General features: G+C 27.6%; 19 protein-coding genes. 15 read left to right on the top strand and 4 right to left on the bottom strand.

Going from position 1 to position 26,214, the window contains the following annotated elements; genetic code table 4:
• The first annotated feature begins 68 nt into the window (after positions 1-68).
• From QPK10_RS06265 to QPK10_RS06230, 8 genes are all read left to right on the top strand, one after another.
• Positions 69-773, top strand: coding sequence for a hypothetical protein (locus QPK10_RS06265; protein ID WP_368487150.1), 705 nt, complete (start codon positions 69-71; stop codon positions 771-773).
• Positions 773-2,800, top strand: a complete 2,028-nt coding sequence (locus QPK10_RS06260) for a VirD4-like conjugal transfer protein, CD1115 family (protein ID WP_368487149.1) — start codon at positions 773-775, stop codon at positions 2,798-2,800. Before QPK10_RS06265 ends, QPK10_RS06260 begins: the two co-directional genes overlap by 1 nt.
• A 306-nt stretch (positions 2,801-3,106) precedes the next feature.
• The gene (locus tag QPK10_RS06255) at positions 3,107-4,489 is read left to right on the top strand and encodes a hypothetical protein (RefSeq protein WP_368487148.1); all 1,383 of its coding nucleotides are present in this window, start codon (positions 3,107-3,109) and stop codon (positions 4,487-4,489) included.
• Between the two features lie 337 nt (positions 4,490-4,826).
• Positions 4,827-6,170: a relaxase MobL gene (mobL, locus tag QPK10_RS06250; RefSeq protein WP_368487147.1), complete on the top strand. Its 1,344-nt coding sequence runs from the start codon at positions 4,827-4,829 to the stop codon at positions 6,168-6,170.
• Between the two features lie 245 nt (positions 6,171-6,415).
• On the top strand, positions 6,416-6,820 hold the full coding sequence (locus QPK10_RS06245) for a hypothetical protein (protein WP_368487146.1): 405 nt from the start codon (positions 6,416-6,418) through the stop codon (positions 6,818-6,820).
• Positions 6,821-6,822: 2 nt separating this feature from the next.
• Positions 6,823-9,741, top strand: coding sequence for an Mbov_0399 family ICE element protein (locus QPK10_RS06240; protein WP_368487145.1), 2,919 nt, complete (start codon positions 6,823-6,825; stop codon positions 9,739-9,741).
• 15 nt (positions 9,742-9,756) lie between these two features.
• On the top strand, positions 9,757-12,627 hold the full coding sequence (locus tag QPK10_RS06235) for an Mbov_0397 family ICE element conjugal transfer ATPase (protein ID WP_368487144.1): 2,871 nt from the start codon (positions 9,757-9,759) through the stop codon (positions 12,625-12,627).
• Between the two features lies 1 nt (position 12,628).
• A complete protein-coding gene (locus QPK10_RS06230) occupies positions 12,629-13,108 on the top strand; it encodes a hypothetical protein (RefSeq protein ID WP_368487143.1) in 480 nt (159 codons plus the stop codon).
• A 1-nt stretch (position 13,109) separates the two neighbouring features.
• Here the strand turns inward: QPK10_RS06230 and QPK10_RS06225 are convergent, their stop codons facing one another.
• Positions 13,110-13,766 carry a hypothetical protein gene (locus QPK10_RS06225; protein ID WP_368487142.1) on the bottom strand — a complete coding sequence of 219 codons (657 nt, stop codon included), beginning with the start codon at positions 13,764-13,766 and terminating at the stop codon, positions 13,110-13,112.
• 234 nt (positions 13,767-14,000) lie between these two features.
• Here QPK10_RS06225 and QPK10_RS06220 point away from each other — a divergent pair, with 234 nt between their 5' ends.
• From QPK10_RS06220 to QPK10_RS06210, 3 genes are all read left to right on the top strand, one after another.
• On the top strand, positions 14,001-15,407 hold the full coding sequence (locus QPK10_RS06220; protein ID WP_368487141.1) for an Mbov_0401 family ICE element transposase-like protein: 1,407 nt from the start codon (positions 14,001-14,003) through the stop codon (positions 15,405-15,407).
• 281 nt (positions 15,408-15,688) lie between these two features.
• A complete protein-coding gene (locus QPK10_RS06215) occupies positions 15,689-17,749 on the top strand; it encodes a hypothetical protein (RefSeq protein WP_368487140.1) in 2,061 nt (686 codons plus the stop codon).
• Between the two features lie 159 nt (positions 17,750-17,908).
• Positions 17,909-20,008, top strand: a complete 2,100-nt coding sequence (locus tag QPK10_RS06210; protein ID WP_368487139.1) for a hypothetical protein — start codon at positions 17,909-17,911, stop codon at positions 20,006-20,008.
• A gap of 29 nt (positions 20,009-20,037) precedes the next feature.
• Here QPK10_RS06210 and QPK10_RS06205 read toward each other — a convergent pair whose 3' ends face one another.
• Together QPK10_RS06205 and pgsA are read right to left on the bottom strand one after the other, a co-directional pair.
• Positions 20,038-20,841, bottom strand: coding sequence for an SDR family NAD(P)-dependent oxidoreductase (locus tag QPK10_RS06205; RefSeq protein ID WP_368487138.1), 804 nt, complete (start codon positions 20,839-20,841; stop codon positions 20,038-20,040).
• Positions 20,828-21,541, bottom strand: coding sequence for a CDP-diacylglycerol--glycerol-3-phosphate 3-phosphatidyltransferase (pgsA, locus tag QPK10_RS06200; protein ID WP_368487137.1), 714 nt, complete (start codon positions 21,539-21,541; stop codon positions 20,828-20,830). Before pgsA ends, QPK10_RS06205 begins: the two co-directional genes overlap by 14 nt.
• A 95-nt stretch (positions 21,542-21,636) precedes the next feature.
• Between pgsA and QPK10_RS06195 the strand changes: the two genes are divergently transcribed.
• Positions 21,637-22,107 (top strand): CinA family protein, encoded by a 471-nt coding sequence (locus QPK10_RS06195; protein ID WP_368487136.1) that lies wholly within the window; start codon positions 21,637-21,639, stop codon positions 22,105-22,107.
• 51 nt (positions 22,108-22,158) lie between these two features.
• The gene (recA, locus tag QPK10_RS06190) at positions 22,159-23,190 is read left to right on the top strand and encodes a recombinase RecA (RefSeq protein WP_368487135.1); all 1,032 of its coding nucleotides are present in this window, start codon (positions 22,159-22,161) and stop codon (positions 23,188-23,190) included.
• A 106-nt stretch (positions 23,191-23,296) separates the two neighbouring features.
• On the opposite strand, the gene QPK10_RS06185 is transcribed toward recA, so the two are convergent.
• Positions 23,297-23,773, bottom strand: coding sequence for a hypothetical protein (locus QPK10_RS06185; protein WP_368487134.1), 477 nt, complete (start codon positions 23,771-23,773; stop codon positions 23,297-23,299).
• A gap of 327 nt (positions 23,774-24,100) precedes the next feature.
• Between QPK10_RS06185 and QPK10_RS06180 the strand changes: the two genes are divergently transcribed.
• Both QPK10_RS06180 and QPK10_RS06175 read left to right on the top strand, forming a co-directional pair.
• The gene (locus QPK10_RS06180) at positions 24,101-24,574 is read left to right on the top strand and encodes a lipoprotein (RefSeq protein WP_368487133.1); all 474 of its coding nucleotides are present in this window, start codon (positions 24,101-24,103) and stop codon (positions 24,572-24,574) included.
• A 19-nt stretch (positions 24,575-24,593) separates the two neighbouring features.
• A complete protein-coding gene (locus tag QPK10_RS06175; protein ID WP_368487132.1) occupies positions 24,594-26,183 on the top strand; it encodes a hypothetical protein in 1,590 nt (529 codons plus the stop codon).
• The last annotated feature ends 31 nt before the right edge of the window (positions 26,184-26,214 follow it).

The raw sequence follows: 26,214 nt of genomic DNA, 5'->3' as shown, positions 1-26,214 counted from the left end.
TAAAATCACTTCTTAGTAAAGTGATTTTTTTATTTGTAAGGAGGTTTCAGATGAGCAAAAAATATCGCATGTATAACATTGTATGATTTTGAAAAATTCATCGTGATGTACTAGCTAAAGAATTAAATAATAAAAATACTAAAGTAATACAAATTAATAAAGTAACTATTAATGGTAAAGAACAATGAGATGTTACATATGTTAAAAAACGACCAGGTGTTATAGTTGGTCAAACTGGTTATTTATATAAAATAATCCCATTTGAAACAGTAAATAAAGCAAATGGTAAAGTTTTAAAATATAAGCCTAAAATCCATATTAAATACAACAATAAGGGTAAAGAATCATTATTGGATGTATCTGCAATGATGTCAGTTACAGATAGTGAAATTGAGTGTAATGATAAAGTTCATAATAAATACAATGTGATAAATGATAAAAAAATTCAACAAGAAATTATTAATAAAATATATGATGTGCATATTAATACGTTGTCGTTAGCACCTGATTATGTAAATAAGCTTGAAATAGAAAATAAGCAACTAAAAAGAGAAAACAAAATTGAAAGAGATTTTACTCATGATTTTCAAAATATGTATGTCGATGTATTAACTGAAGGAATTAATAAATATAATATTCCAAAATGTATTACTTGTAACAAGGATTTAACAACTCCATATATTAATTCAAATACTAGATCAATTGAGTTTGAACAAGAATGCCTTAAATGTATTGAGATTAAATTAAATAAATCAAAAGGACGTTCAATATAATGAAAACTAAACTAAAAGAAAATAAAAAACTATTGATCTTTTTTATGATATTATTACCATTTTATTTAATTTCAATCTTATTTGCAACTAGCTTTGTCTTAGCATTTATTAAAACTAAACAATTGGGAATTAATATCGTTATGGAATACATAAAAACTAATCCCAATAACACATTAATTTATATTGAATTAATTGCTTTAGTACTATATATAATTTTTGTTACTTGAAAATTACTATCTATTAAAAACAAATCTTTTTCTAATGATTCCAAAAGCAAGACTTATGGTTCTGCTAGATGATTAACTGAAAAAGAGATTGAAAGAAATTATATAAAAGTTGAGATGACTAATCCTGGTAAAAATTATGGAGTTGTAGTACGAAGTGAAGAAGTAAAAAAAGGGAAAGTAGTTGTTAATATTAGAAATGAGGCACATACAATGATTATTGCTGGTACTAGAGCAGGAAAAACCCAAGGTTTTGTAAAACCAACGTTACAGGTAATGGCGCATAGTAGTGTAAAACCCAGTTTATGTATTTCAGATCCAAAAGGTGAATTATATGCAGCAGATTCATTAATGTTTCAAAATAATGGTTATAAAGTAATAAAATTGGACTTAAGAAATCCAGAATATTCATGTTCATGAAATGTATTAGCTAATGCCTTTATTAACTGGGAAAAATATTGTATGCTAGAAGATGAAGAGTTAGAAACCAAAAAAGATTTACAATCATATTTATTTAAGCAAAAAGCATTTGGATATATTAATGACATATGTGAAACTTTATTTTTCTCAACAAATGAAAAAGATGCTTTTTGAAATAATGGAGCAAGAGATATTACTAAAGGTATATTAATTAGTATTTTATATGAAATGAAAGAAAATAAATGCCTTGATATTAATAAATTTAACATGGCAGAGATTATACCAATAGTAAATGATGTTAATTCATTAAAACAATATTTTGAAAGCCTACCATCAACACATCCAGCGAGAATAGCAGCAGGATCTATTAGTGCTTCAGAGAATGCATTAAATGATGTAGTATCAACTCTAAAAATTAAACTTAGCAAATTTGGAGATTCTATTATTAGAAATTTAATAGCTAAAAATGAAATAGATTTATCTAATTCTTCAAATCAACCAACTGTGTTTTTCATTGTTTCTCCTGATGAACGAAGAGATATGGATATCTTTGTAAGTTTATTTGTTACTCAATTATATAAAGTATTAGTAGAAGAAACTGATAAATCTAATGGGAAATTAGAACGTCCTTTTTACTTTATCTTAGATGAATTTCCAACATTGCAAATTCCAGACATGGATAGAAAAATGTCAATTTCTGGAGGGCGAAATATCTGATTTATGCTAATTATTCAAAGTAAAACTCAATTAGAAAATAACTATCGAAATATGTCAAAAGTAATTTTTGATAATTGCCATATGCATATCGTTATTCAGACAATGGATACTGAAACTGCTAAATTTTATAATCAATTTATTGGTAAGAAAACAATCATTTCTCACTCATATTCAGACAAAAATAAATCCTCTACAGAGAAAGGAGTAGACTTATTTGGAACTGATGAGCTATTAAAAATGCCACCAAACGAAGCAATAGTTATTTATACAAAAGAAAATCCTATGAAAACTAAATTTATTCCTATGTGAAAAGTGGAGAGTTATGTAACAGGTATGGTTCCTAATATTATTAATATGCCTATGACAGATCAAGAATTCACAAATAAACATTTCTTTGATTTAACTAGTTTCACTAAGAATAGCATAGTAAATGATTCAGTAACTTTAAATGAATTATCAGAAGAATTAAATACAAGTAATTTGATTAGTCGAAAAAATGAATTATTTGAACTACTAGATGAGTTAATTGAGGAAGAGAAATTTCATTCTACTCGAGAACTTAAAGAAGAAATTACTAAAATACGAATTGAAATTGATGATATAAATTTATCTATTAAAAGATCAATATTAAATACTCAGAATAAAAGTAGTGAAATAAACGAATAATAAGGACTCATGTCCTTTTTTTGAAACTTGGTTTTCCAAGTTGTCCAAAGTATGCCCAGTTTTAGGCACACAAAAAATACTTAATTTATTAAGTTTTTGCAGTATGTGGGAACAAAACTGGGCATACTTTAATACGAGTTGGACACACGAAAACGCCATATTTTATATGGTGTTTTCAATAAAGTGTGGACAACTCTTTTCCTGCTTTGGTGTTTTAGATAAACGAAACTATGGGTTTATTGCTTTGGAGTTTTAAAATAGTGAAAGCTATGTTAAAATACTTCAAGAAAGAAGTAGATATGATATATGAATACAAGATATAATTTAAAATGTTCTGTATGTAATCAATTAATTTCTATAAGATCACAGGTTAGTACTTTTGTTGATTCATACATTGCAATAATTTATTGTGGAAATTGTAAAACAGAAATTAAAATTAAAATTACGGATGTTGAAGTTGAGTTACTATCAAATTCAATATATTCTCCAGTTAAATCACTTGATGATTCTTCTGATGATGAAGAACTGTTTTTTATTGAATTAGCACCAGACTTTTTTACAACAAAGATGAAGAAATATAGTAACATTAAAAATACAACTTTTGAGACTCCTTTTTTAAATACAATTTCTGATATCAAACATAAAAATTATGATGAATATATGAAAAAAATAATGTTATTTTTGGTATACCAATTAGATTGACCGAAAATAAAAACTATTAATGATTTATGAGTGAATAAACAGTATGAATATATACAAAAATATGCTGAAGAAATTTTGGATAAATGAGGTTTCTTAAAAGAAATGATTAAGCTTGGCAATGAAAATGAGATTTTTGAAATACATAGATATTTGCATTATGTACAATTTTATTATTTTGCTAAAATTTTGGGAAATAAAATGTTTTACAAGAATATTGAATATATTCAAGAGAATATTAAAAAATTAATTACAACTGAATCAGGAATTATATTTTTAGATTTTTTTTCATCATCAAATCTATTAGATAACTATGAAAATAAACTAATTGATATCATGAATGATTTTAATGCAATTTTTATCAAAATAATTCCTGTATTTTCGCTTGATTATTTTAAAGATTTGAATTTAGAAAACTATGGTATGACTTCAGTTTCATTTTATGAATTAATTTCATTTTATGAAAAAGCATATGAAAATTTAATTGAAGTTAGTATGATTCTTATTGGTTTAAATAATATAAGACACAGAAATAATTATGATGAGTTAAGAGATACAACAAAAGAAACATTTACTGAATTTATTGAAAAAGATAAAGGTAAGGGTGCAATTTTAAAAGAAAAATTTTTAGGAGATGAAGAGTTTGACAAGTTTATAATAGAAACTTTTGATTCTGAATTACGTAATGCTTTTGCTCATAGAGATTATCATATTGATTGAATTGAACAATCTCTGACGTACTATTCAAAAAAATCAAAAACAAATATAAGAATTTTTCTAGTTGATTTAGCATATATGTGTATGAAAATAATGTATACTGTAGTTTATTTAAATGAAATTATATATCAGGTAAAAAGATTTTGATTATTAAAATCTTCACCGAATATTGTAAAAAATATTATGAATCATAAAAGTAAAGGTTTAAATGATATTCAAAAATTTAAGAATAAACAAAATATTAAAAATAGAAAAAAGAAAAAAAGAAAATAGTTAAAATGGTATAATTTATTTGTAAAAATAAATATGCCAAAGTGTACTTCGGGTACCGGCAATTAAACAAATACTTTTTAGTATAAGTTTATGCTGGTATCCGATTTTTTATTTTTTACATAGAAAAGAAGTTGATGTTATGTTATTTATTTCAATTGGATATGTGTTGCTCTTTACTTCATTTTTAATTGCATTAATATTGTATTTAAAATGTCGTAATAATGCATTAGTTTATAAAACGAGAAAATTAGTTTTAATTAAAAACTTATCATTAACTACTATATGAATATCAGTCATTTTAATAATTTTATTAACAATATTACTTATGGTGATATAAATGAAATGAAATAAATCAACACCACCAGTGGTTGGAAGACAAATTCGTTATTCAAAATATGGTAGTGATACATATAAATATTATTCAGATAATGGATGATATGATTATGTAACTCGTGAAGAAGCTATTTGTAATGAAATTGAAACTGATATTGTTAATAAATCACATACTCATGAACAACTATTAAATATAAGTGATATAGCACAACAACCACTAAAAGAATATGGAACAGTATTTGATTATTATTCAAAAAGACCTGGTTCAACTGGATTATTTGGTCCAGAAGGAAAAATATCTTTAGATGAAATTAAAGAAACTAAAAAATCAATGCGCAAAACCAAAGCAACTTTTATTGATGGAGTTTGATCATTAGATAGTGACTTTGCAGCACAATATGAAATAACAACTGAAAAAGCAGCAATGGAAATAACTCAAAGTTGTATTGAAACTTTAATTAAAGGATATGGGATGGAACCAAGCAATGTTAATTGACGAGCTGCATTTCATAAGAATACTGATAATCCGCATGTTCATTTTCTAATTTGAGAAAAAGAACCAAAACGGCTAAATTATAAAACTGGTAAGTATGAATTTACTGATTCTGGTAAAATGAGTAAAAATTCAAGAAATAAAGCTTGAGATGAATTTAAATATAAAATTAATAGCTATATTAAGAACAATTCTCTTATGTATCATAAATTAAATTCATTACGTAATTCCATTGCAATGGAGCAAAAAGAAGATACGTTAACATGAAATGAAATTAAAAAAATTTATCAAGGAGATGAAGACAATCAGTTGTCTAAAAAGTTTAATCAACTGTTAGAACATATTCCGGCAAAAGGAAGGTTACAATACAATAGTTCAAATTTTAAAAGAGCTAGAAAATATATGGATAGTTTTTTAGATGAATTTATTAATACAACAAATATTAAAACAGTTTATCAAGAATATGAAGCATTATTAGATAATCAACAGCAAGAAATGATTGATGAATCACTTACTAATAAAGTTAGAACTGATTTAGCTATTAATTATAAAAGTAATCGAATTGAACATCTAAAATCAGCAATTGCCAATAATATTTTAAAGTTTATTAAAAAAGAAATACCTGATTCAAGGAAAGGAAAACGATCACCATCAATTGCAAGAACAAGTAACACAATGTTTAATGAAAGATTTGGTTTAAATAAAAAGAAAACAATAAAATGAAATATCTTTGACAAACTAATGGTGACATTTAATAGAACTATTGCTGAAGAAAGACATAATTCATTATCAACATTTTATGAGTTACAGAGCAAATCTATTTTTGAACAATTATATAAAGGAAAGGGGAAATAATTATATGAAATATGTTTTAACAATATTTATATTCATTTTTATTATAACTATCTTTGTGATTGGTTATTTCTTACTTAAATTTTGAGCAAAGCAAATAAAACTCACAGGCTTAAAAATTAAACAGTGAGAGAAAAAACCTAAAAAAACATTCTACATTTTAATTTCCATAATAGGTTCTTGTTTTCTATTAGCATTATTATTTATGGGTATTTATTTGGCAATTTATATTTAAGGAGGGTGGTATTATGACGCAAAATACAGAATGAATTAATTTTCAATTAAAAACTGAATGATTAATAAAAAGCAAAGCAGAAACAGATGGTAATGGAAATATAAAAATTCCTTTAAAAATAATGAACTTGGCAACTCCATTTGCGATTATTAAAATTAGTTCTAAATGCGTTTATCCAGATAAATTTGATAAACATTATATCAAAGTTGGAATTGCAAAAAATTATGAATATATGTATTGAGATCGAGAAGGAATTTTATTTAGTAAAAAAATAACTGGTTATGAATTAGCAAGATATTTAGAAAAAATGCAAAAGATAGTGGAGCGACAAAAAGCCAGAAGTAAAAGAATATATCTTCAGAACAAAGCAACAATGAAAAAATTTGATAAAGCAAATAATGTTATAAAGGAGGAATAAATGTGAAATTACTATTATCATTAATTACAACAAGCACACTTTTAACAACACCATTATTGCCATTAAGTACAAAGCAATTAATCTCAATGTATAGTAATTTAAAAGGAACACCGTTTCATCCTGACATTAAAATTACTAATACTGATGAAAATACTAATCGCCAAGAAGGAAATTTAGATAAGGGTTCAACAAAAGAAGCATATCCAGGATGAACTGAGATAAAATGAACAAATTATGCTAATTCATGGGAACAGTTTAAACAATATTATAAAACAATTACTTTATATACAACTGGATATGTTGATGGTAAGAGCGCTTCTAAAAATTCTTTTGGTAATACATATATAACAGTTGCTAATATTGATCAAAGAAGTAGTTGGCATAATAATGATGCTTTAAGAGCAAGCGGTTCGCCATATTGCCTTGCATATACAAGCCATGACTTTCAATGAGGAAGTTATGATCAATCTGGCGTTTATTATGATGCAATTGTTTCTGGTTCTAGCATACAGCTACGATTTTATTTATGAACTAGGGGATATCAATATGGCAGTGGTTCAATTTGAACAGAAGCATATATTAAATATTCCGGTGGGATTATTTCATCATCATGAAATTTAAACACAATTAAAAATAACTTAACTAATGCGCTATCAAGCACAATTAACTTAGTTAGTGATTATTCAGGTAGTTTAGAAGACAAAAGAAATATTATTGATCCAACTGGAAAAGGAAATGATGAAACTACAAAAATTAATAGTATTGTTGCAAAAGTATTAGGGGCAGAATATACTGATTGAAAACAATATATTCAACCATATGCTTTTAGTGATACTAATCGAACTGCGACAGTAACTTTTAAATTTCCTGACCCAGTAACACAACAACAAGTCGTATGACCTTTTACAACACCAGTTAATATTACTTTATCAAAGAATTACTGAAGTAAGTCATTACGTGAACGACTACATATTATGCCAGGTCAAATTGTGAATCCCCAAGATTCAACAAAAGGAATGGTGCCAGATACTGGAATTCAACTTGAACCTAGTCAGGTGACTGACAACTATGGTGGTAATATTCAATATCATACAACAGCTCATATTGAATTTGATGGATTAGCTGATTCATCAGAATGAATGACTGTTAATGGAAAACCAGTTCAAGTTTTAAATAATAAATTCATTTATGACATGACAGATAATAGAGTTGAACAAGGATTAAAGGCAAATAATGTTTATGATATTATTGTTTATCATGATGATGGAGTTTACAAATCCCAATATGAAATTAAGTATACAATTAATAATTTAGTACCAACGTTGCAAGAAAAGTGATATGCTTGAGATCCTCAAAATAATCCTGATCAGAATGTTTTAATCCAACCAACAATTGATGGCAAACCAAATTCAAAGTATGATAAAGAAGTAAATCCAGATACTGGAACAAAAACACAGATTTTATGAGTAAAGAAAAAATCAGATTATCCTTTTCCCTTAGATCCTTTAAACAAAGATGGAGAAGTAATTGACCCTACTAAAAACCCAGAAGATTATGATTTAGGTTTTCTAGCAGAAGGATCAGTTGCTGGAATGGGAGTGCAACAGTTATTTGATTCATCACAAGTTGATAAAGTTTTGCGAGAAGGAGTTGACAATAATTTAAATTCATTCAACTTACCTGATTCAAAACAAAAATTAACTGCTATTGCCCCTGATACAGATAATAAGTATTGAAGTTGGGAAGGATTTTGGCATTATATTACTGAAACAAGTGATGGCTTAGCATATGAAAAATATGTTTTAATTGGCGCACAATATCAAAATAAATATCCTCGTTTTTTAGATGTTCTTAATAATTCAAACATCGCAGTTGATTTTTGAACGACTATTCATGGTGTTCATTTAAAAAATTATTTATCAACATATAAAAATTTGGATTCAGGAGATATTAATAAATTAAATTTTGAACAAGTTGCTAGCTATTGAAAAGAATATACCAGTGATGTTATAGCACAACGAATTCCCCCAGATCCAGAACCAGCTAATTATTCAGATATTACAGGTAACATTCAAGAATTAAAACTTAATGAAGAAGATGTTATTAAAATTAGAGATAGTATTAATAATTCTGTCGCTTTATATATTAAATCTAAAAATGATAAGGCAAAATTAAATGATGATTATAGTATTTTTACACCAGATGGGAAAGATATTAATGTTGATTCAAGTGGATTAAATTCATTACTAAATGATGAAATTGAACCACAATATCTAAAAATCTCAGTACGTGCAACTTCAACATCTACCTTATTAATTGGTACAGCAAGTATGCAAGTAAGAAATTCATCAAATTATGACCCAGATAGGGCTGATGATTTAAGTAAAATAAAATTTGAGAATTATACTTATAATTTTAATGATTTTACAATAGAGCAACTCAGAAATTGAATTATTAAAAACTCTCAAAATTATTTAGATGCTTATAATTATACAGATATTATTTTAAACACAGATTATGGTATTTCAGCAAATGAAATTCCAGAGCAAGATCCAATTACTCACCATAATACCCCTGGTGATTTATCAGATAATTTGTTAAAAGACTTTTTGGATACTACAACTGGGATTAAAACTATGACAATAGTCACTTATGCCGATGATGCATCAGACTTAGCAGTTGGTAGTTCAACATATTTAATAACTAATGATCCAGGCTCAGAACCAGTTCCTCCAGAGCCCCCAACACCGCCAATTCCTCCAGACCCAAGCCCACATCCCAAACCTAGTTATTTTGAAAAAAACAAAGCATGAATAGCAGCAGTAATTGTAATAAGTATACTTATTGTTACGACTATTGGATTATTCTTTTGATATAAAAAACGTAAAGGATGAGGTGGTAAAAACCGAATTAGAAGATAGAAAGAAGATGATATTATGAATGAAAATATAATTCCTAAAAATATTAAAAAAACTAAATTAGAATTTTGACGAGGAATTGGAGTAATTGAATTACTTATTATTTTAGTATATATAGGAATTCTTGCTGTTATTATTTTTACTTTACCAACACCATGAACATTTAAAGCTGCACTGGGATTAATTGCTTTAATATTAATAATTCCTTTATTGATTCAAGTTTATCCTGGTGTCAAAGGATGATATGCTTTAGTTTTAATGTTTAAATTTTCAGCTAAGAAGAAGAATTTTAAAGAATATACAAGTAATGATACTACTTTATTATTTCCTTATGATAGATTAGTAAATGACAACGTAATTAAAACTCGTTCAATTAATGGAAAGGTAAGATATATTACGGCGTTTGAAGTTACAGGATATAATATTTCATTACTAGACCCAAGAGTTCAAGCAACTAAAATTATGGAATTTCGTGATGCCTTAAAATCATTAGAATTTGAAGTAAGTTTTCGGAAAATTGAAATCCCTGTTGATTTCACAAACTCATTATCAGAAGTAAAAAAGAATTTAGATAATGCAGAATCATTATTTAAGAAAAATAGGATTTCAGAAAAGGGATTTAATGCAAGAAAGTATCAATTACTATCTTCAGCAAAATATTTACGAAATAATATAATTGATGAAGAAAATGATATTAAAACTCGTAAAGTATTTATTATGTATTTATATTTTAATAAATTAGAACATACAAATCAGATTCCATATGTTATCAATCAATTTGATAGTGCCAACATTAAATTAAAGCAATTAGAAGGTTATGAAATGTTAAACTCTATTAAAAAACTTTTTAATCCTTTTTGCGAGTTACTAACTGAAAAACAAGTTAAAGATGATTTTAATATAATTGATGGATTAGTAACTTTTAAAAAAGTTAGTTTTCACAAAAATTATTTTAAAGCTGATGGAATGTATTATTCTATTAATGGAATTTATTCATATCCAAATTATCCCATAAATGGGTGAGGGGCAACATTAGCTAATTTAGATTGTCCTGTATTTTGAAATATTAAACATGAACAGAATCATAAAATTAAAAAACAAATTCAATCAGCTTTAAATAATTTACTAACAAAACAAGTAATGGTTAGAGGTTTTGTTAATAAAACTGATTTGAAATATGATGAAGAAGTTTTGACATCATTAATTGAACAAATTTCATCTGGTAATGATGTAGTAAAAACAGTAAACATATTGTTTTTAAATTGTGCAGCAACATTAAAAGACTTACAAAAAGCGGAAAAGCTTTTAAAAAAACAATTAAAGGATATGGATATTATAGTTGATCCATTAGTATATCGCCAATTAGAATATTATGGTTCAATTTTACCAAAACCAGATGATGCTCTAACAGGTATAATGGGGCATCCAATGCCATGTTATACCATAGCTAATTCATTTCCATTTGTTAATAATGGAATTTCTGATGATAATGGATTTTATTTAGGTGATAACTTATTAGGTGATAGTATTATGTTTGATCCTTTTAAATTAGATGAACATCGAACAAATTATAATGCTGTAATTTTTGGGAAATCCGGTTATGGCAAATCATGAACAACATATAAAGAAACAATTCATCATCTTTCTAAAAATAGAAGAGTTATTATCATTGATCCAGAAGGTGAATATAAAAATATTTGTAATTTTTTTGATGGACAATATTTAAATGCTTCAAATGGTTCAACAATAAGAATCAATCCATTTCAAATATTTGATAATAGTTTGCTAATTACAGATGAAGATAAAAATGAACATACAGAAATGGATGAATTAGAAAAAGAAGAACCGTTATCAAATCATTTAAGATTTATAACACAATGATTTAAAACTTTATATAAAGAGCTTAGCGAACGAGAATTAAGAGTTCTTAGTGCAGAATGTCAAAAAACTTATCATGCAAAAAATATTACTAATGAAACAGATATTAGTAAATTATCATCAACTAGTTTTCCAACAATGTCAGATTTATATGAAACTGTTTGTAATACTTTGAATGAACGTAAAACAGATATTTTAGAAGATTTAAAAGATTTATTAGAATTTGATTTCCTTAATGATGGTCAATATGCTAAATTATGGAATGGCCATACCACTTTACAATTAAATAATATTTTTACTGTAATAGATGTTAAAGATTTATTAGATCAAGAAGTAGATAATGTAACTGCAGCTCAATTATATTTAATTCTTAACTATGTAAAAAATGAGATAAAACTTAATCGACAAAAACAAAATAGTGATATAGTTATTATTTTAGATGAAGCACATAGATGTATTGATCCAGATAATCCGGTAGGGTTAAATTTCATTTACCAAATGGCAAAACGTGGCCGTAAGTACCGTGCCAGATTATTACTAACAACTCAGAACTTAAAAGACTTTAGTGGTGGGGGTAATGAATTAGTACATAAAAAAACAACTGCAATATTAAATAATATTCAAACCATGTCAATTATGCATTTAGCACCTGATGATTTAGAAGAATTATGTATATTGTTTAGGCCATTTGGTGGAATTTCAGATGCAGAACGTGAGAATATTGCTAGAGCAAAACGTGGTGATATGTTATTTATTTTATCTTCATTTAATCGACACTTCTTACATCGAAATGTAACTTCAGAAGAACAAGTAGCTTTTATAAATGGTGAGTATATTATGCCTAATAATTATTTTGAAAAAATGAATGGAACTGCTAATGAAATAAAGCCACCAAAGAAAAAAGGAAAAGCTAAGATATTATCAGGTAATGATCATATGGAATACAATGATGAATGACAAGTGCCGATTGATAAAAATAAACAACCAAAAAGTTTAAAAGGAGAAAATTAATATGGCAAATGGAGTTGAGATAAGAATTAGGTTGTATAATAAAGAACAAATTGAAAAATTTAATCAATTTATTTCTTCTAAAACTACAGTGGGTACTAAAAATAAAATACTATCCGATTTATTAATATCAGCAATAGATAATGAAATGGTTCAGAATTATTCTTCAACTATAAATGAATTGATAAAAACTAATTTAAATAATATTTTAAATTATAAATTAAATGCATTAATAAAATATTTAGATAAAAATAATGCAGAAACTTTAAAAAGAGATTTAATTATGGATGATATGTTAACTTTTATTATGAATCAATTGGGTTCTTTAACAAATGATTATGATACTCATAATAATCCGCCTAAAGCTTTAAGAATTAAACCAGAGTGAATAACTAATTCAGCTGAAGAAATAGCTGAGAAATTAAAACATTTTAATAATATTAAAGAATATCATGATATTTTTGAAAAAGAAAAAAATTCATAAATTATGAATTTTTTTCTTTTTCTTGATTTTGAATATTATTTAAAGTATTATTTACAGCCATTATATAAATTATATATGAATCTAAGGAATCATCAGTATTTTTTAATTTTATATACTCATCTCTCAGTAAAGGCGATGCCTTATATGCTTTAATTTCTTTTTCTTTGATTTTTAATTTATCCAGTTTTTCATTTATAACGTTTCATATATAACTATTTTTATCTTTTACTAATATTTCAATTTTATTATCTTTAATTTTTGTTACTGCAAAATCAATTTTAAAATAAGTGGTATTATCGTTATTTAAAATTTTTATACTAATACTTCGTTTATTATTATGAATTGCTATTTTATATTTTTCTATTTGCGATGGTATTGATTTTTTTATAAGATTAATTATCCTATCCTCATCAATAACTTTTGTTTTTTTCCCGAGTTCTAAATTAATATCAAAATCAAAAGGTTCATTAATTATATTTGTAATTATTTTTTTCTTTTTACTTCCAACAAATTTTCAATTAAAAGTAATTTTTACATTTGCAGTTTTTTTTAATTTTCTTTGCATTTGTATAATAATTGCAAGTACTAACTTAAGAGCAGGTTTTCATTTTGATTTTGGGGTATATATGTATTTTTTCATTTTCAATATTCCTTTCATTCCCAAACCAACCATGTTCAATATTAAACATCGTATTATTATAATACATATTTTTCTTTTGTAAACAACTTTTAATATTTTTATGTATTTGGAATAGAATCATAATTTATGGAATCATTAAGTTAATAATTTCCAAGGTACTCTTAAAATTAGAGTATTTTTTATGCTATAATATACATAGTAAACGTATTAAATACAAAAGGGTAAGTATAAATATTAGATAGGGCTATATATATGATATACGACTTTAATCCTTATGACTTTTTTATTGACTTTAATAGAGCTGCCATTGAAAAATATAAGGAAGAACTAGTGAGTAAATTTCAAAAGATAGATGAAGAGTTATTTCAATATATTAGAAAAGCAAATCCAACATATAAACTAAAGGGATATCGGAAAAGAAAACTAATATCAATTTTTGGTGAAATTCAATTAAATTTGCACCGTTATAAATACTGAGATAGTGAAAAGTATAATTCAAAAACAAAAGAATATGGTAAATGACGATATACAGTATTATTTTTACAACATATTAAACTTCAAAAATATCAACGATTAACCCATGATTTAAGATTAACAATTTTAAATATGATTGGTGATGGACTCCGACATAAAGATATTTTATTAGCATTTCCAAAAGATTTATTAACAACTCAAACTATTAGTAATGTTATTAAAAGAGTAAAAATTGCTGATCATATTGATAATTCTGAAATTACTAAAATTGATGTGACAGCATTAGTTGAAAATAAAATACACATAGCTTTAGATGATACTTTCATTAAAGCATTTAATAAAAAAAAGAAAAAATCAAAATTTAGAATTCGTTCTTTAACAACTTATACTGGCCATGATAAAGATGAAAGTTTTTATTATCGTAAAATTCTTGAAAATAAAAAATCTGATTATAAAATGGTTAAAATTGCTGAAGGAATAAAAACCGTTGATTATGTTGATGAAATATTAGCACATATTAATAAATATTATATTATTAATGCTGATACAAAGTTTATAGTTGGTGGAGATGGCGCAAAATGGATATCAGAAGTTGCTAATATTTTAGGAGCAGAATATGTATTAGATAAATTTCATGCAATGCGATTGATAAAAAAACTTCTTTCAATTAGAACTTCTGAATATCATAAAAACCATTTTAAGAATGCACGAGAACTTTTTTCAAAAGGTGATGTAGATAGGTTGCTTGAATTAATTAATAGTTTTAAAGGTGATCCGCTGATTCATAAACAAGATAAGATTCAACAAGTTTATAATTATATTAAACGTAATAGAAAAGGGATAGAATCATATCAATATTCATGATGCCTAGGAGTTTGTGCTGAAGGACAAATTTCACATAATTTTAAACAAACGTTAGGTTATGGAGCTAAAATCTTGAATGAAGAAATTTTACGTAATATGATAGATTTAAGACTTGCAAAATTAAATGGATTTAAACCAATTGAAGCATTAATTGATAATGAACTAACAGAGTTAAAAGAATTAGACCAATTTAATAAGACTACTCGTTGAATTAATACTAAGAATATAACTGAATATAAAATTAATGAAGGAAGTACACCAATTATATATTCTGGTAATCATTCATTAGCTAGAGCAGTAAAAACTATAATAACTTATTAGTCTTTAAATAAATTATTTTAAAATAATTACTTTTTAGGTTGCAAAAAAAGTTATTTTAAGGTTAAATTAAATCAGAAAATTAAAGAAACTTAATTTTGTAGACGTTTAACTAAATAATATAAGGAGTTTTTCAAAAACTATGAATTTTTGTGAAATAACCGGTACCTAAAACTTTATTCTAAGGAATAATGCACTTAATTGGTTTTTTTTTTTTTTTTGGTAAAATAATTTTAAGTTAATTTTGCAAAAATATTAATTTTGAATGGGAGTATATATTAAAGATGAGAAACGCGGATATTAATTTTTTGTGTCGTTCGTGTACACAAGAGTTGAAAAATAAGCTAAAAATTATCAGAGAAATAAGAACAGAGTTTTTAAAAAATTTAATTTTTTTAGAAATTAAAGATAAGAGTTTAGTAGAGTTAAAAGAAGAGTATGATATTAAAATTGTGTTGTATTTACGGTGTGCCAATCGCCATTTTGGGTTATTTGTGAAAAGCACCTTATTTGATAAAAAAGGTACTTATAAAAATATCGTTTTGGAAAATGTTATTAATAATGAGCAACCAGTAATTTCTAGAAATGATTCTTATCTAACATTGCCAGATGAGAACTTTAACGAATCTGGTATTGTTGCTATTTCATCAGATAGTTTAACATCTCCTAGTTTGAATGAGGCGAACATGAATTTTATTAAGAATATGGATCATAAGATTAACCAGTTAGGGGTGATGCATCTTCATAATATGAAGCATATGTCTAAAATGCGTCGTAATTTTCTAATTGTATTGTTAGTTTTAATTGTGTTAGCTGCTGCTGGTTTAGCAGGGGGATTAGGGTTTTATTTTACTATTTCAAAAGAAGTTACAAGTGCCGTTAGTCAGCAAAATTTTAACCGGGTTGATTTAAGCGAAGATGTTAAAAATTTAGAATTAGGATCAATTGTTGATAATAAAGATATAACAATTTTAGCTAAAGTTAAAGCTCTTAATGATAAAATAATCATTGATGATATTTTGCTAAAAGATATTTCAAAAACAAGAGCAACTTTAGTCGCCAAATCTTCTAGTAGTCATTATAATTATAATTCAACAGTTAGTGTGGAATATTTAGCTAATAAAATAACTTTAAAAACTGATATCCATAATCAAGTTATTACTAACGAAGTTAATGAACCAACAAAAGAGCAGGATATTTTAGCTGGCATTAAAAAAGAAAATCCACAAGTAATAATTCAAGATTTAGCAGTTGATCTGGGATCAAGTACGGCGACTCAAACTGATATTTTTGTTAAAAATAGTACAATATATTTACCAAACGATAGAATAACTGTTTATTTTAATAGTAGTGGGAAGAAAATACTTTCTAATGATTTAACAGAAACTAACATTGGTGATCTGCATGATAACAAACCAGAGACAATCTTAGCGACTGTAAAAAATAAAAATCCCAAAGTAGATATTAATCAATTAGAAATTATTAATGATTCAATTACTAATAATGGAGTCCTTTTAACTCCTAAAAAAGATAGTCAATCATACATATCAGGACAACAAGTACAAGTTTATTTTCGAATATATAATCCTCATATTGGTACTGTTAAACGCAAGATTAATGAGGTATTTGATTCATTCGCCTTTATCCAAACAACAGATGGTAGAATACTTGCTTCTAGTGCAGAGTTTATTTATGAATTAAATTTAGATGGGACAGTAAAACATAAATTAAGTTCCCATGTTGACGAAAGCATTGCGGATATGATCCAATTATTGGATGGTAGAATATGAATTCTTGATATAAGAGGAGAAATATTTGAATTAGACCTAGTCAATGACACCATTAAAAAACTAGGATTTAATATTACTGAAACTCCAGAAGCGATAATTCAATTACAAAATGGGATGATTCTTCTAGGAGGAGCAAAGGGAAATATTTATGAATTAAATTCTGATGGAACAATCAAAAATAAAATAGTCAAATTACCAAATGAATATGGGATAAATGGTTTAGTAAAATTAAAGAATGGGATTATTTTAGTAGTGAATGGTCACCAAATTTATCAAGTTAATTTAAATGGAACATTTAAATTAGTGGTAGATCAGGTAGATAATTTTAGTTTTTTTCACACTATAGTTGAACTTAAAGATGGAACTATTTTAGCTGCTGGTTATTGAAACAAAGGAAATGGTGGTAAAATTTACCAATTAAATGATGATGGTTCAATTAAAACGGAAGTTGGTCAAAATGTCTTAGTTGCAATTCCCGTATCAATATTTCAAACTAACACGGGCACTATTTTGATGGGAACAAGTAATGGAATATATGAATTGAATAATGAATAGGATCTAGATAAAAAGTATTTTACCAAGGAATAATAAACTTTTTATTATATTTAAAAAGCAAAGTTAATGTATTATCTTGCTTTTTTTTTTTTTTTTGTAAAATAACTTTAGATTAATTTTATTGCAATATTAATTTTTGAATGGGAGAACATATTAATTATGAAGAATGCGGATGTTAATTTTTTGTGTCGCTCATGTGCACAGGAGTTAAAAGATAAGTTAAAAATTGTTAAGGAAACAAGACCAGATTTTTTGAAAAATTTAATCTTTTTAGAAATTAAAGATAAGAGTTTAGTAGAATTAAAAGAAGAGTATGACATTAAAATAGTCCTGTATTTGCGCTGTGCTAATCGTCATTTTGGGTTATTTGTGAAAAGTACCTTATTTGATAAACGGGGAATTTACAAAGACATTGTTTTAGAAAATGTTGTTAATAATAGTCAATCCTCAATTTCTAATCAAGACTCTTTTACATTAGTCCATGATAATAATAATTTTGATGATCCTGGAATTATTATTCCGCCCACAAATGATTTAACAACTCCAAATTTAAATGAAGCTAATATGAATTTTATGAAGAATATGGATCATAAGATTAACCAGTTAGGAGTGATGCATCTTCATAATATGAAGCATATGACAAAGATGCGTCGTAACTTTTTAATCGTCTTGTTAGTTTTAATTGTGTTGGCAGCGACTGGTTTAGCAGGAGGATTAGGACTTTATTTTACTATTTCAAAAGAAGTTGCAAGTGCGATTAGCCAGCAAAATTTCAAACGAATTGATTTAAGTACGGATGTTAAAAATTTAGAATTAGGTGAATTATCTGATAATAAAAGTACTACAATTTTGCAAGCAGTCAAAGAAAAAAATCCAGATGTTGTGATCAATGATGTTTTACTAAAAAACATTTCGCAAACCCAAGCTGTTATTTTTACGAAAGCTGGTAGTACCCATTACAAAAATGATTCAAAGTTAACAGTCGAATTTTTAGTAGATAAAATAACTTTAAAAACTCATTTGCAAAAACAAATTATAAGTAGTGCAATTAATACAATAAGTTCCGCGATTGATATTTTGAATGCGGTTAAAATTGATAATCCCCAGTTAGTAATTAGTGAGTTAAATGTAACAAAGTCCGGAACATCTTTACACCAAGCTATTATTAGTGTTAATCCAAAAAGAAGTATGGTTTACATTGCTACTGACCAGGCCACAGTTTATTTAAATGTTCAAAATAAAAAATTACTTACTGATGATTTAACCGATTCTAATTTGGGTGATATTCTGGATAATACTCAAGATACTATTCGCCATGCTTTGCAAGCTAAAAATCCTTATCTAAAAATGTCGGATGTTATTGTTAGTGAGATTATTAGTACCGAAGCAAATGTTTCAGCTATTGATAAGAGCAATTTTTATATTAGTGATACTACAATAAGAATTTATTATCGAGTTTACAATCCTCATGTGGGGACTATTAAAAAATTAGTTGAAACTAATTTCAAGAGTTATGTTGCTGCTATAAGAGAATTAAAAAATGGGCAAATTTTGGCAATAGGTTCTTACAGTTTATATCAGTTAAATTCTGATGGCACTATTCATCAAAAATTGGCTACTTATAAAGAACCACTTACTGATATTTTTCAATTATCACCAGATACATTATTAATTCCTAATAATTATGGGACTATTTATGTGACAGACTTAAAAGGAACCATTAAAAAAACTATTGTTGATGAAAAGGCTAAAGGAAAAAATTTGAGAAAAATAAGCAAATTAAACGATGGCAGAATTTTATTGTCTGGCTTTGATCGTAATATTTTTGAATTAAATCCTGACGGGAGTATTAAACAGCAATTGTGGTCATTTCCTACTGTCAAGGGAGAAAATACTACAAATGACTCTGATGGTTTCTTAATACAATTAAAAAATGGAAATATTCTAGGACTTATTTCTAATAGTATTTTTCAAGTTGGGTTAGATGGTACTTTTAAACTAATTACCCAATTTCCCTTGCTTGGAGTCGCTCGCTTTACTGCAGGAATTCAACTTCAAGATGGTACTATTCTTGTTGTTGACGTCAATGGTGATGCCATACAGTTAAATGAAGATGGCTCAGTTAAAATGGTAATTTCTCCACCCCAAAGTATTGATAAAATATTTTTTAGTGAGGCTCTTTGTCAGCTTCATGATGGTACTATTTTAGTTGGAACATATGGTGATAATGCAAAAATATATGAATTAAATCATAAATAAAAATGAAGATGTTATTATAACATCTTCATTTATTTTCTTTTCCGCTGATAATTATAAACAGAAGTTAGCACTCAATTTTGGGGTATTCATTTTGTTAATTTTTTAACGAATTTATTAGTTGTCCCTGTAATGATATAGTTTTTTCGTTTAGTTGATAAAGCTTTACGTAATGATTTTTTGGCATATTTATCGGTAGGCATTACTTTTACTGTGGAATGGTATTTGGCATTTTGTTGGTTACTACTACGATTTCAAAAGTCAGTTTTTAATGGCCCGGGACAAACTGTGATAACCCGAACCGGAGATTTTGTTTTTTTTAATTCAGTATTAACAGCGACACCTAAACTATAAACATATGCTTTTGAAGCATAGTAACTAGCAAATACCGGGCCTGGGGTGAAGGCAGCTAAACTGCCAACATTAATAACTCGTCCAATTTGTTGGTCACTAAATCTTTGCACAAATAATTTTGTTAAAATATGTAACGCATTAATGTTTAAATTAAGCATATTTAATTCTTGGCTAAGATCAGAATCTTTAAAGTAACCCCAGACCCCATAACCAGCATTATTAATTAAAACGCTAACAAAATATTTTTTAGTTTGTTCAAATAATTGATAACAATTATCAAGAATACTTAAATCAAGGTTTAATAATACTACTTTTTGAGCTGGATATTTTTTTGCTAATTCATTAACACTACTAGTATTTCGAGCGACCGCAATAATATGATAACCTTTTTTTAATAATTCTTCACAATAGTAATAACCAAGGCCTTTACTAGCCCCGGTAATAATTGCTCATTGTTCGGGGGAAAAGTTATTTTTTTTCATTTGGCGAAGTTTCACCTTTCATTGTTGTTAATTTTGGTTTATTAATAACTGCCATATCAAATAATGCGGTGCGGTTTAAATAGATATAATTAACAGCAGAAGTAATTGATAAAAGAGTTGCTAAGTACATTGGAATCATAATAATTTGGTTAACCCAACCATATTCATTAAATTCACCAGTTGTCTGAGGTTGACCATTAAACATGCGATATCCAACAAAGAATAAAATAAAGATTCCTAGCATTTCACAGGCTGCTCTGATTTTTCCTAGCCAGTTAGCGGCCATAACAACTGTTTTAGCAGCTAAGATTTGGCGAACAACATCAATTAAAAAATCACGTAAGATTAAAATTAAACACATTCACACTGGAATGATATTAGCACAGGCAAAGACAATAACGACTCCATTTGTTAATACTTTATCAGCAATTGAATCAAAGAATTTACCAAAGGTAGTCACTTGTCCATATTTTCGGGCAATATAACCATCTAAGGCATCACTTAAACTAGCAATGGCAAACAAAACACCAGCTATTAAATAACTAATTGGTAAGGTATAAGTAACATGTTCACTCTTGGCAACAATGGTATCAGTTCAACCATGATATAATAATTCCCCAAACGGATAAATTAATAATAAGACTAAAATAATCGGTAATAAGATTATCCGAACTAGGGTAATGCGATTAGCTCAATTCATTTTGACATCCTCATTTCTTTTTCATTTTCTTTCTCTAATTATATTATAATAATTAAAAAGAAAAATATAATATAAAAAAGTTTTGGAGGGCAAAGATGTTTAAAGAATTAGTAGAAAGTTTAATTAAACAAAAGTTAACAATTGCGACTTATGAATCATTAACTGGGGGGTTATTTACCTCATTATTAACTGATGTTCCCCATGCTAGCTTAACAGTAAAAGGTTCGTTAGTAACTTATACTAATGCCATAAAAGTTCAGGTCGGACATGTAAATGCTGAAACTATTGATCAATACGGAGTTGTTTCTGCTGAAACTGCCTTCGCAATGGCCCAGGCATGTCAAAAACTATTTGCTAGTGATATTAGTGTTAGTTTTACTGGCAATGCTGGGCCAGGGGTGTTAGATAATTTACCAGTTGGTGTTGTTTATTGTTGTATATGTTATAATGATAAAACTTATCCGTTAGCATTTAATTTTAATCCCACTTTAACTCGTGGGGAAATTAAGTTAGCAGTTTGCCAAGCAGTTTGTAAGGAATTATTAAAAATTGTTGAAAAAAATTAAAGGAAAAAGCTAGTGAATTAGGTAAATCTAAAATAGAAGGAGGCATTGAAGATGAATGATGATAAAGTTTTAACTGAACCAACCAAAGTAACTAATAGTGATCCCGATAATATTTTAAAAAATGTTATGAAGGAAATTGAGCGTACTTATGGGAAGGGTGCGGTAATGAAATTAGGGGATAAATTACATTTAACGATTGAAGCAGTGTCAACGGGTAGCTTAGTGTTAGATAATGCGATTGGCATTGGTGGTTATCCGAAAGGGCGGATTATTGAAATTTTTGGTCCGGAATCGTCGGGGAAAACAACCTTATCTTTGCATGCAATTGCTGAGGTCCAAAAATTAAATGGGAAAGCAGCTTTTATTGATGCTGAGCATGCCTTAGATCCTAGTTATGCAAAACGGTTAGGGGTTAATATTGATGAATTAATTATTGCCCAACCCGATTCTGGTGAACAAGCCTTAGATATTTTGGAAACCTTAGTTAAATCAACGGTAATTGACATTGTGGTTATTGACTCAGTAGCGGCATTAGTTCCCAAAGTGGAGTTAGAAGGAGAAATGAGTGATGTAACAGTCGGCGCCCAAGCGCGACTAATGAGTAAAGCCTTACGAAAATTAAACGGCGTTATTTCAAAAACTAATTGTATTGTTATTTTTATTAACCAAATTCGTGAAAAAGTCGGGGTAATGTTTGGTAATCCCGAAACAACGGCGGGGGGTCGCGCCTTACGCTTTTATTCTTCGGTGCGGTTAGAAGTTCGCCGGGCTGAAACTTTAACTAATTCAGGAGTAGCCATTGCCAATAAAGTTAAGATTAAAGTTGTTAAAAATAAAGTGGCCCCGCCTTTTAAAGTAGCAAGTATTGATATCAATTATAACGAAGGAATTGATAAGTATACAGAACTAATTGATTTAGCTGTTAATTATAATATTATTGATAAGGCCGGAGTTTGGTATTCTTACCAACAAAATAAACTGGGTCAGGGTCGTGAAAAAGTTAAAGAGTATTTTATCAATAACCCCAATGTTTATGAGGAAATTAAATTCGCTGTTTTAAATAAAATTAAAGATGAACGCTAAAAAGAATTACTAATATAGTAATTCTTTTTTAAACTAAAGTAGCATCGCATTTAGTTTCGAGATAAAATTTTACTCAAATTACATTTAAAAATAGATTATTAAAATATTATAAACTTCCTCAAAAATGAGCATATGAACCAGATCAATCAGTTTTTGAATTTAAAGCATGATATCTAATATTATATTTACCATCATATCCTTTGTGGTAATCCATTGTAATAAACATTCTTACTTCGGCTAAACCAATGAACACATCGCGTGAGAAAAGATAAACAGTTTTATATTGTTCTCATTGTTCTGAAACGGGCGCATTTGTCATATCAACTGTGGTATAGTCTAAACCACCATGGTATGTTTTACTTCCTCAATGATAGTTGATGTTAGCACTATTGTTATTAAAAGTACTACTATCTTGTCAATGCCAACCAAAAATATAGTCATCTCTGTCACTTACATCAAAAGAGTATACTCCGTTAGTTACATTATTTGTTGTAATATTATTTTCATGAATTTGGACAGTACCACTAGCAACACTTGTTGCCCCAATGATACTGCTCCCTAGGAATGTTAATAGAGTTTTCATAGTTATTATCCTTCTTTCACAAATTAAAAAATTATTTATTATTGTTTATTTTTAAAATAATCAAGTAAAATCTTATCCTAATTTCATTATATAGCGGGAAAGAATTTTTGCAATTATTTTTAGAGAAAATATTTAAAAAATCGTAATTTATTTTCTAATTTTGAGATAATTTTACTTTTTTGCTCGCCCATTGAAAGTTAAATAATAAGCACTTTTATGAATTTTCTAAATGTCAATATTTGTTAAAATTGCTTTTTTTTTTTTTTTTGTTTTAATTATTTTATCTTTGGAAAGAAAGATATAACAATGAGGGAGATTTAAAAAAATATGCGAAAATTATTAGGTATTTTAGGAGTAGTGACATTAGTTGGTTCATCAACTGTTAGTGTTGTTGCTTGCCATAAAACAAACAATGGGAAAACAAATGTTTCATATTTTGACTATGAACTTGACCAAATTGCTAATAAAACAAATGAAGAGCTAGTTAAAAATTCATTAGCAATTTCAAAATTATTAATTTCTTCTCGCCATGAGAATTTAAATGTTTATGCCCAGGATATGCTAAACTGATTTGTTAATTCAACAAAAGATAAATTTACCACTAAAACAGGGGCTGTGGTTGACTTAACCCAAGCCAAAGCTAATTTTCATCGTAAAAACCGTGCGTATACGGTAGATAATTTAGTTAATATCTTAGCACGAAACAATCCAGTTAGTTGAGCTTATTCAGATACGGGAGCCTTATCAAATTACTTGTTCCATGCTGATTTAAAAGACCAAATTCCGGGGGGGATATGCTAGTGCTGGGGCCAATGATAATGTGATTGATTCTTCACGTTTATACCAGCTGCTATTATTAAATGATAAAGTTAAGGGTAATGGTTATGTTACTGATGATGGAACTGTTTTTGGAAACGCCAATAACTTTAATGTGTATAATGTAACAAAAAATGCTACAAATATGTATGCACTAAATACTGTTAATTTTTTAGGGCAAGGATTTAGTATGATGAGTCAAACAAATGCAATTACGGGGTTAGCAAGTATATCAAAAGTTCTACCATTTGTTCGTCAAGATACTTTTTTAGGTGGCCAAGATGATAAATTACGAAAATTTATTTTTCAACATTTAAACACGGCGGTAACTGCCTTGTTTGGAACGAAAACGGATAATGATGTGTTTGGACAATTAGCGGATAGTTCATTATTAGGAGAAAACTATACAAAAGTATTAGATCCTACGATTGGAAAATCACTATTTGAAGTTCTGCAAGAATTTGATGCGCTACCAAATAAAATTGCCAATGCAGGGTTATTTGCGCCAATTTCAATGGATAAGTTAGCTAGTTTAAGCGGGGGAATTAATGTCTATGCTAAGTTTGTGGAGTTATATGATACTTTCAATTTAGCAATCAAAGCCTCACCAAATGTTGACCAACAAAAATTAAATGAAGTTTTATCAACAGCGGCTTATAAAAACTTGATGGCCAAAATTGACCAATTACGTAATGCCCAAGTACAAGGGAGTTTATGAGATATTTTAATTATGATGGTTAATGCTTTTAAATATAATCAAATTCTAGTCCTTACTTTCTTAGGTGCTTTTGCTGATTTTGGAGCAATGTTTGGTTCATCAGCAAATGATGGAACTGAACAATCAGCTGAACAAAAAGCAAATGTTGCAGCACTAAAAGCGATTGCGGGATTTAGTGATGAAGTAAATTATAATTTACATGATTTTACTGACCCTAAAAATGGTACAGTCAAGGCGGTTGATGATGGAACTGGAAAGATGATTTCTTACCATGATTGAGTATTAATGAAACTGGGGATGACAAAAGATGCGACGGGTGCTTATCAAGTTGCACCTGGGTCAATGATGTCATATATGGCTAAATGAAATACGAGTGGGGGAATGTATGAATTCTTAAAAGCAATGTTTAAAAGTTCAGATAGTTTATTTACAAAATGAACTAACCAAGCAACAAGTGATTTAACAAATAATTATTTTGATTATTTATACCGAGATGATATCTGAGATATTGATCCGAATTTGGTGCAACGCGTTGATACTGGCGGAGGTTGGTCAACCTTAACTTATACGATGACTTATAATGGTCTGGGAGATAGTATGGTTAATAACCAACAAAATTTAGATAAATACCATTCAACCTCATTAAATATTCAATTAACTTCTGATAATTCTGGTAACTTAAAAGGGGTGGCACCAACGGGTGACGCTAATAATCCTAATTACTCATTAGAAGATTGAAAAAATCATGATGGGTTAGGAACTACTTTTAATCCTGTTAAAAATACTTATACTGTTTCTTTTGACATTACTCCGGAGGGAGCAGTTGCCAAAATGGGAAACTTTATTTGAACAATTAATAATAAAGGTTACTATTAAAATTTTAAAAAACTTACTAGTTAGTGATAAC

The sequence above is a fragment of the Spiroplasma sp. DGKH1 genome (assembly GCF_040940205.1).
Classification (GTDB): Bacteria; Bacillota_I; Bacilli_A; order Mycoplasmatales; family Mycoplasmataceae; genus Spiroplasma.
The sequence above is the reverse complement of the archived record's forward strand: the minus strand, read 5'-3'. Positions and strand labels throughout refer to the sequence as shown.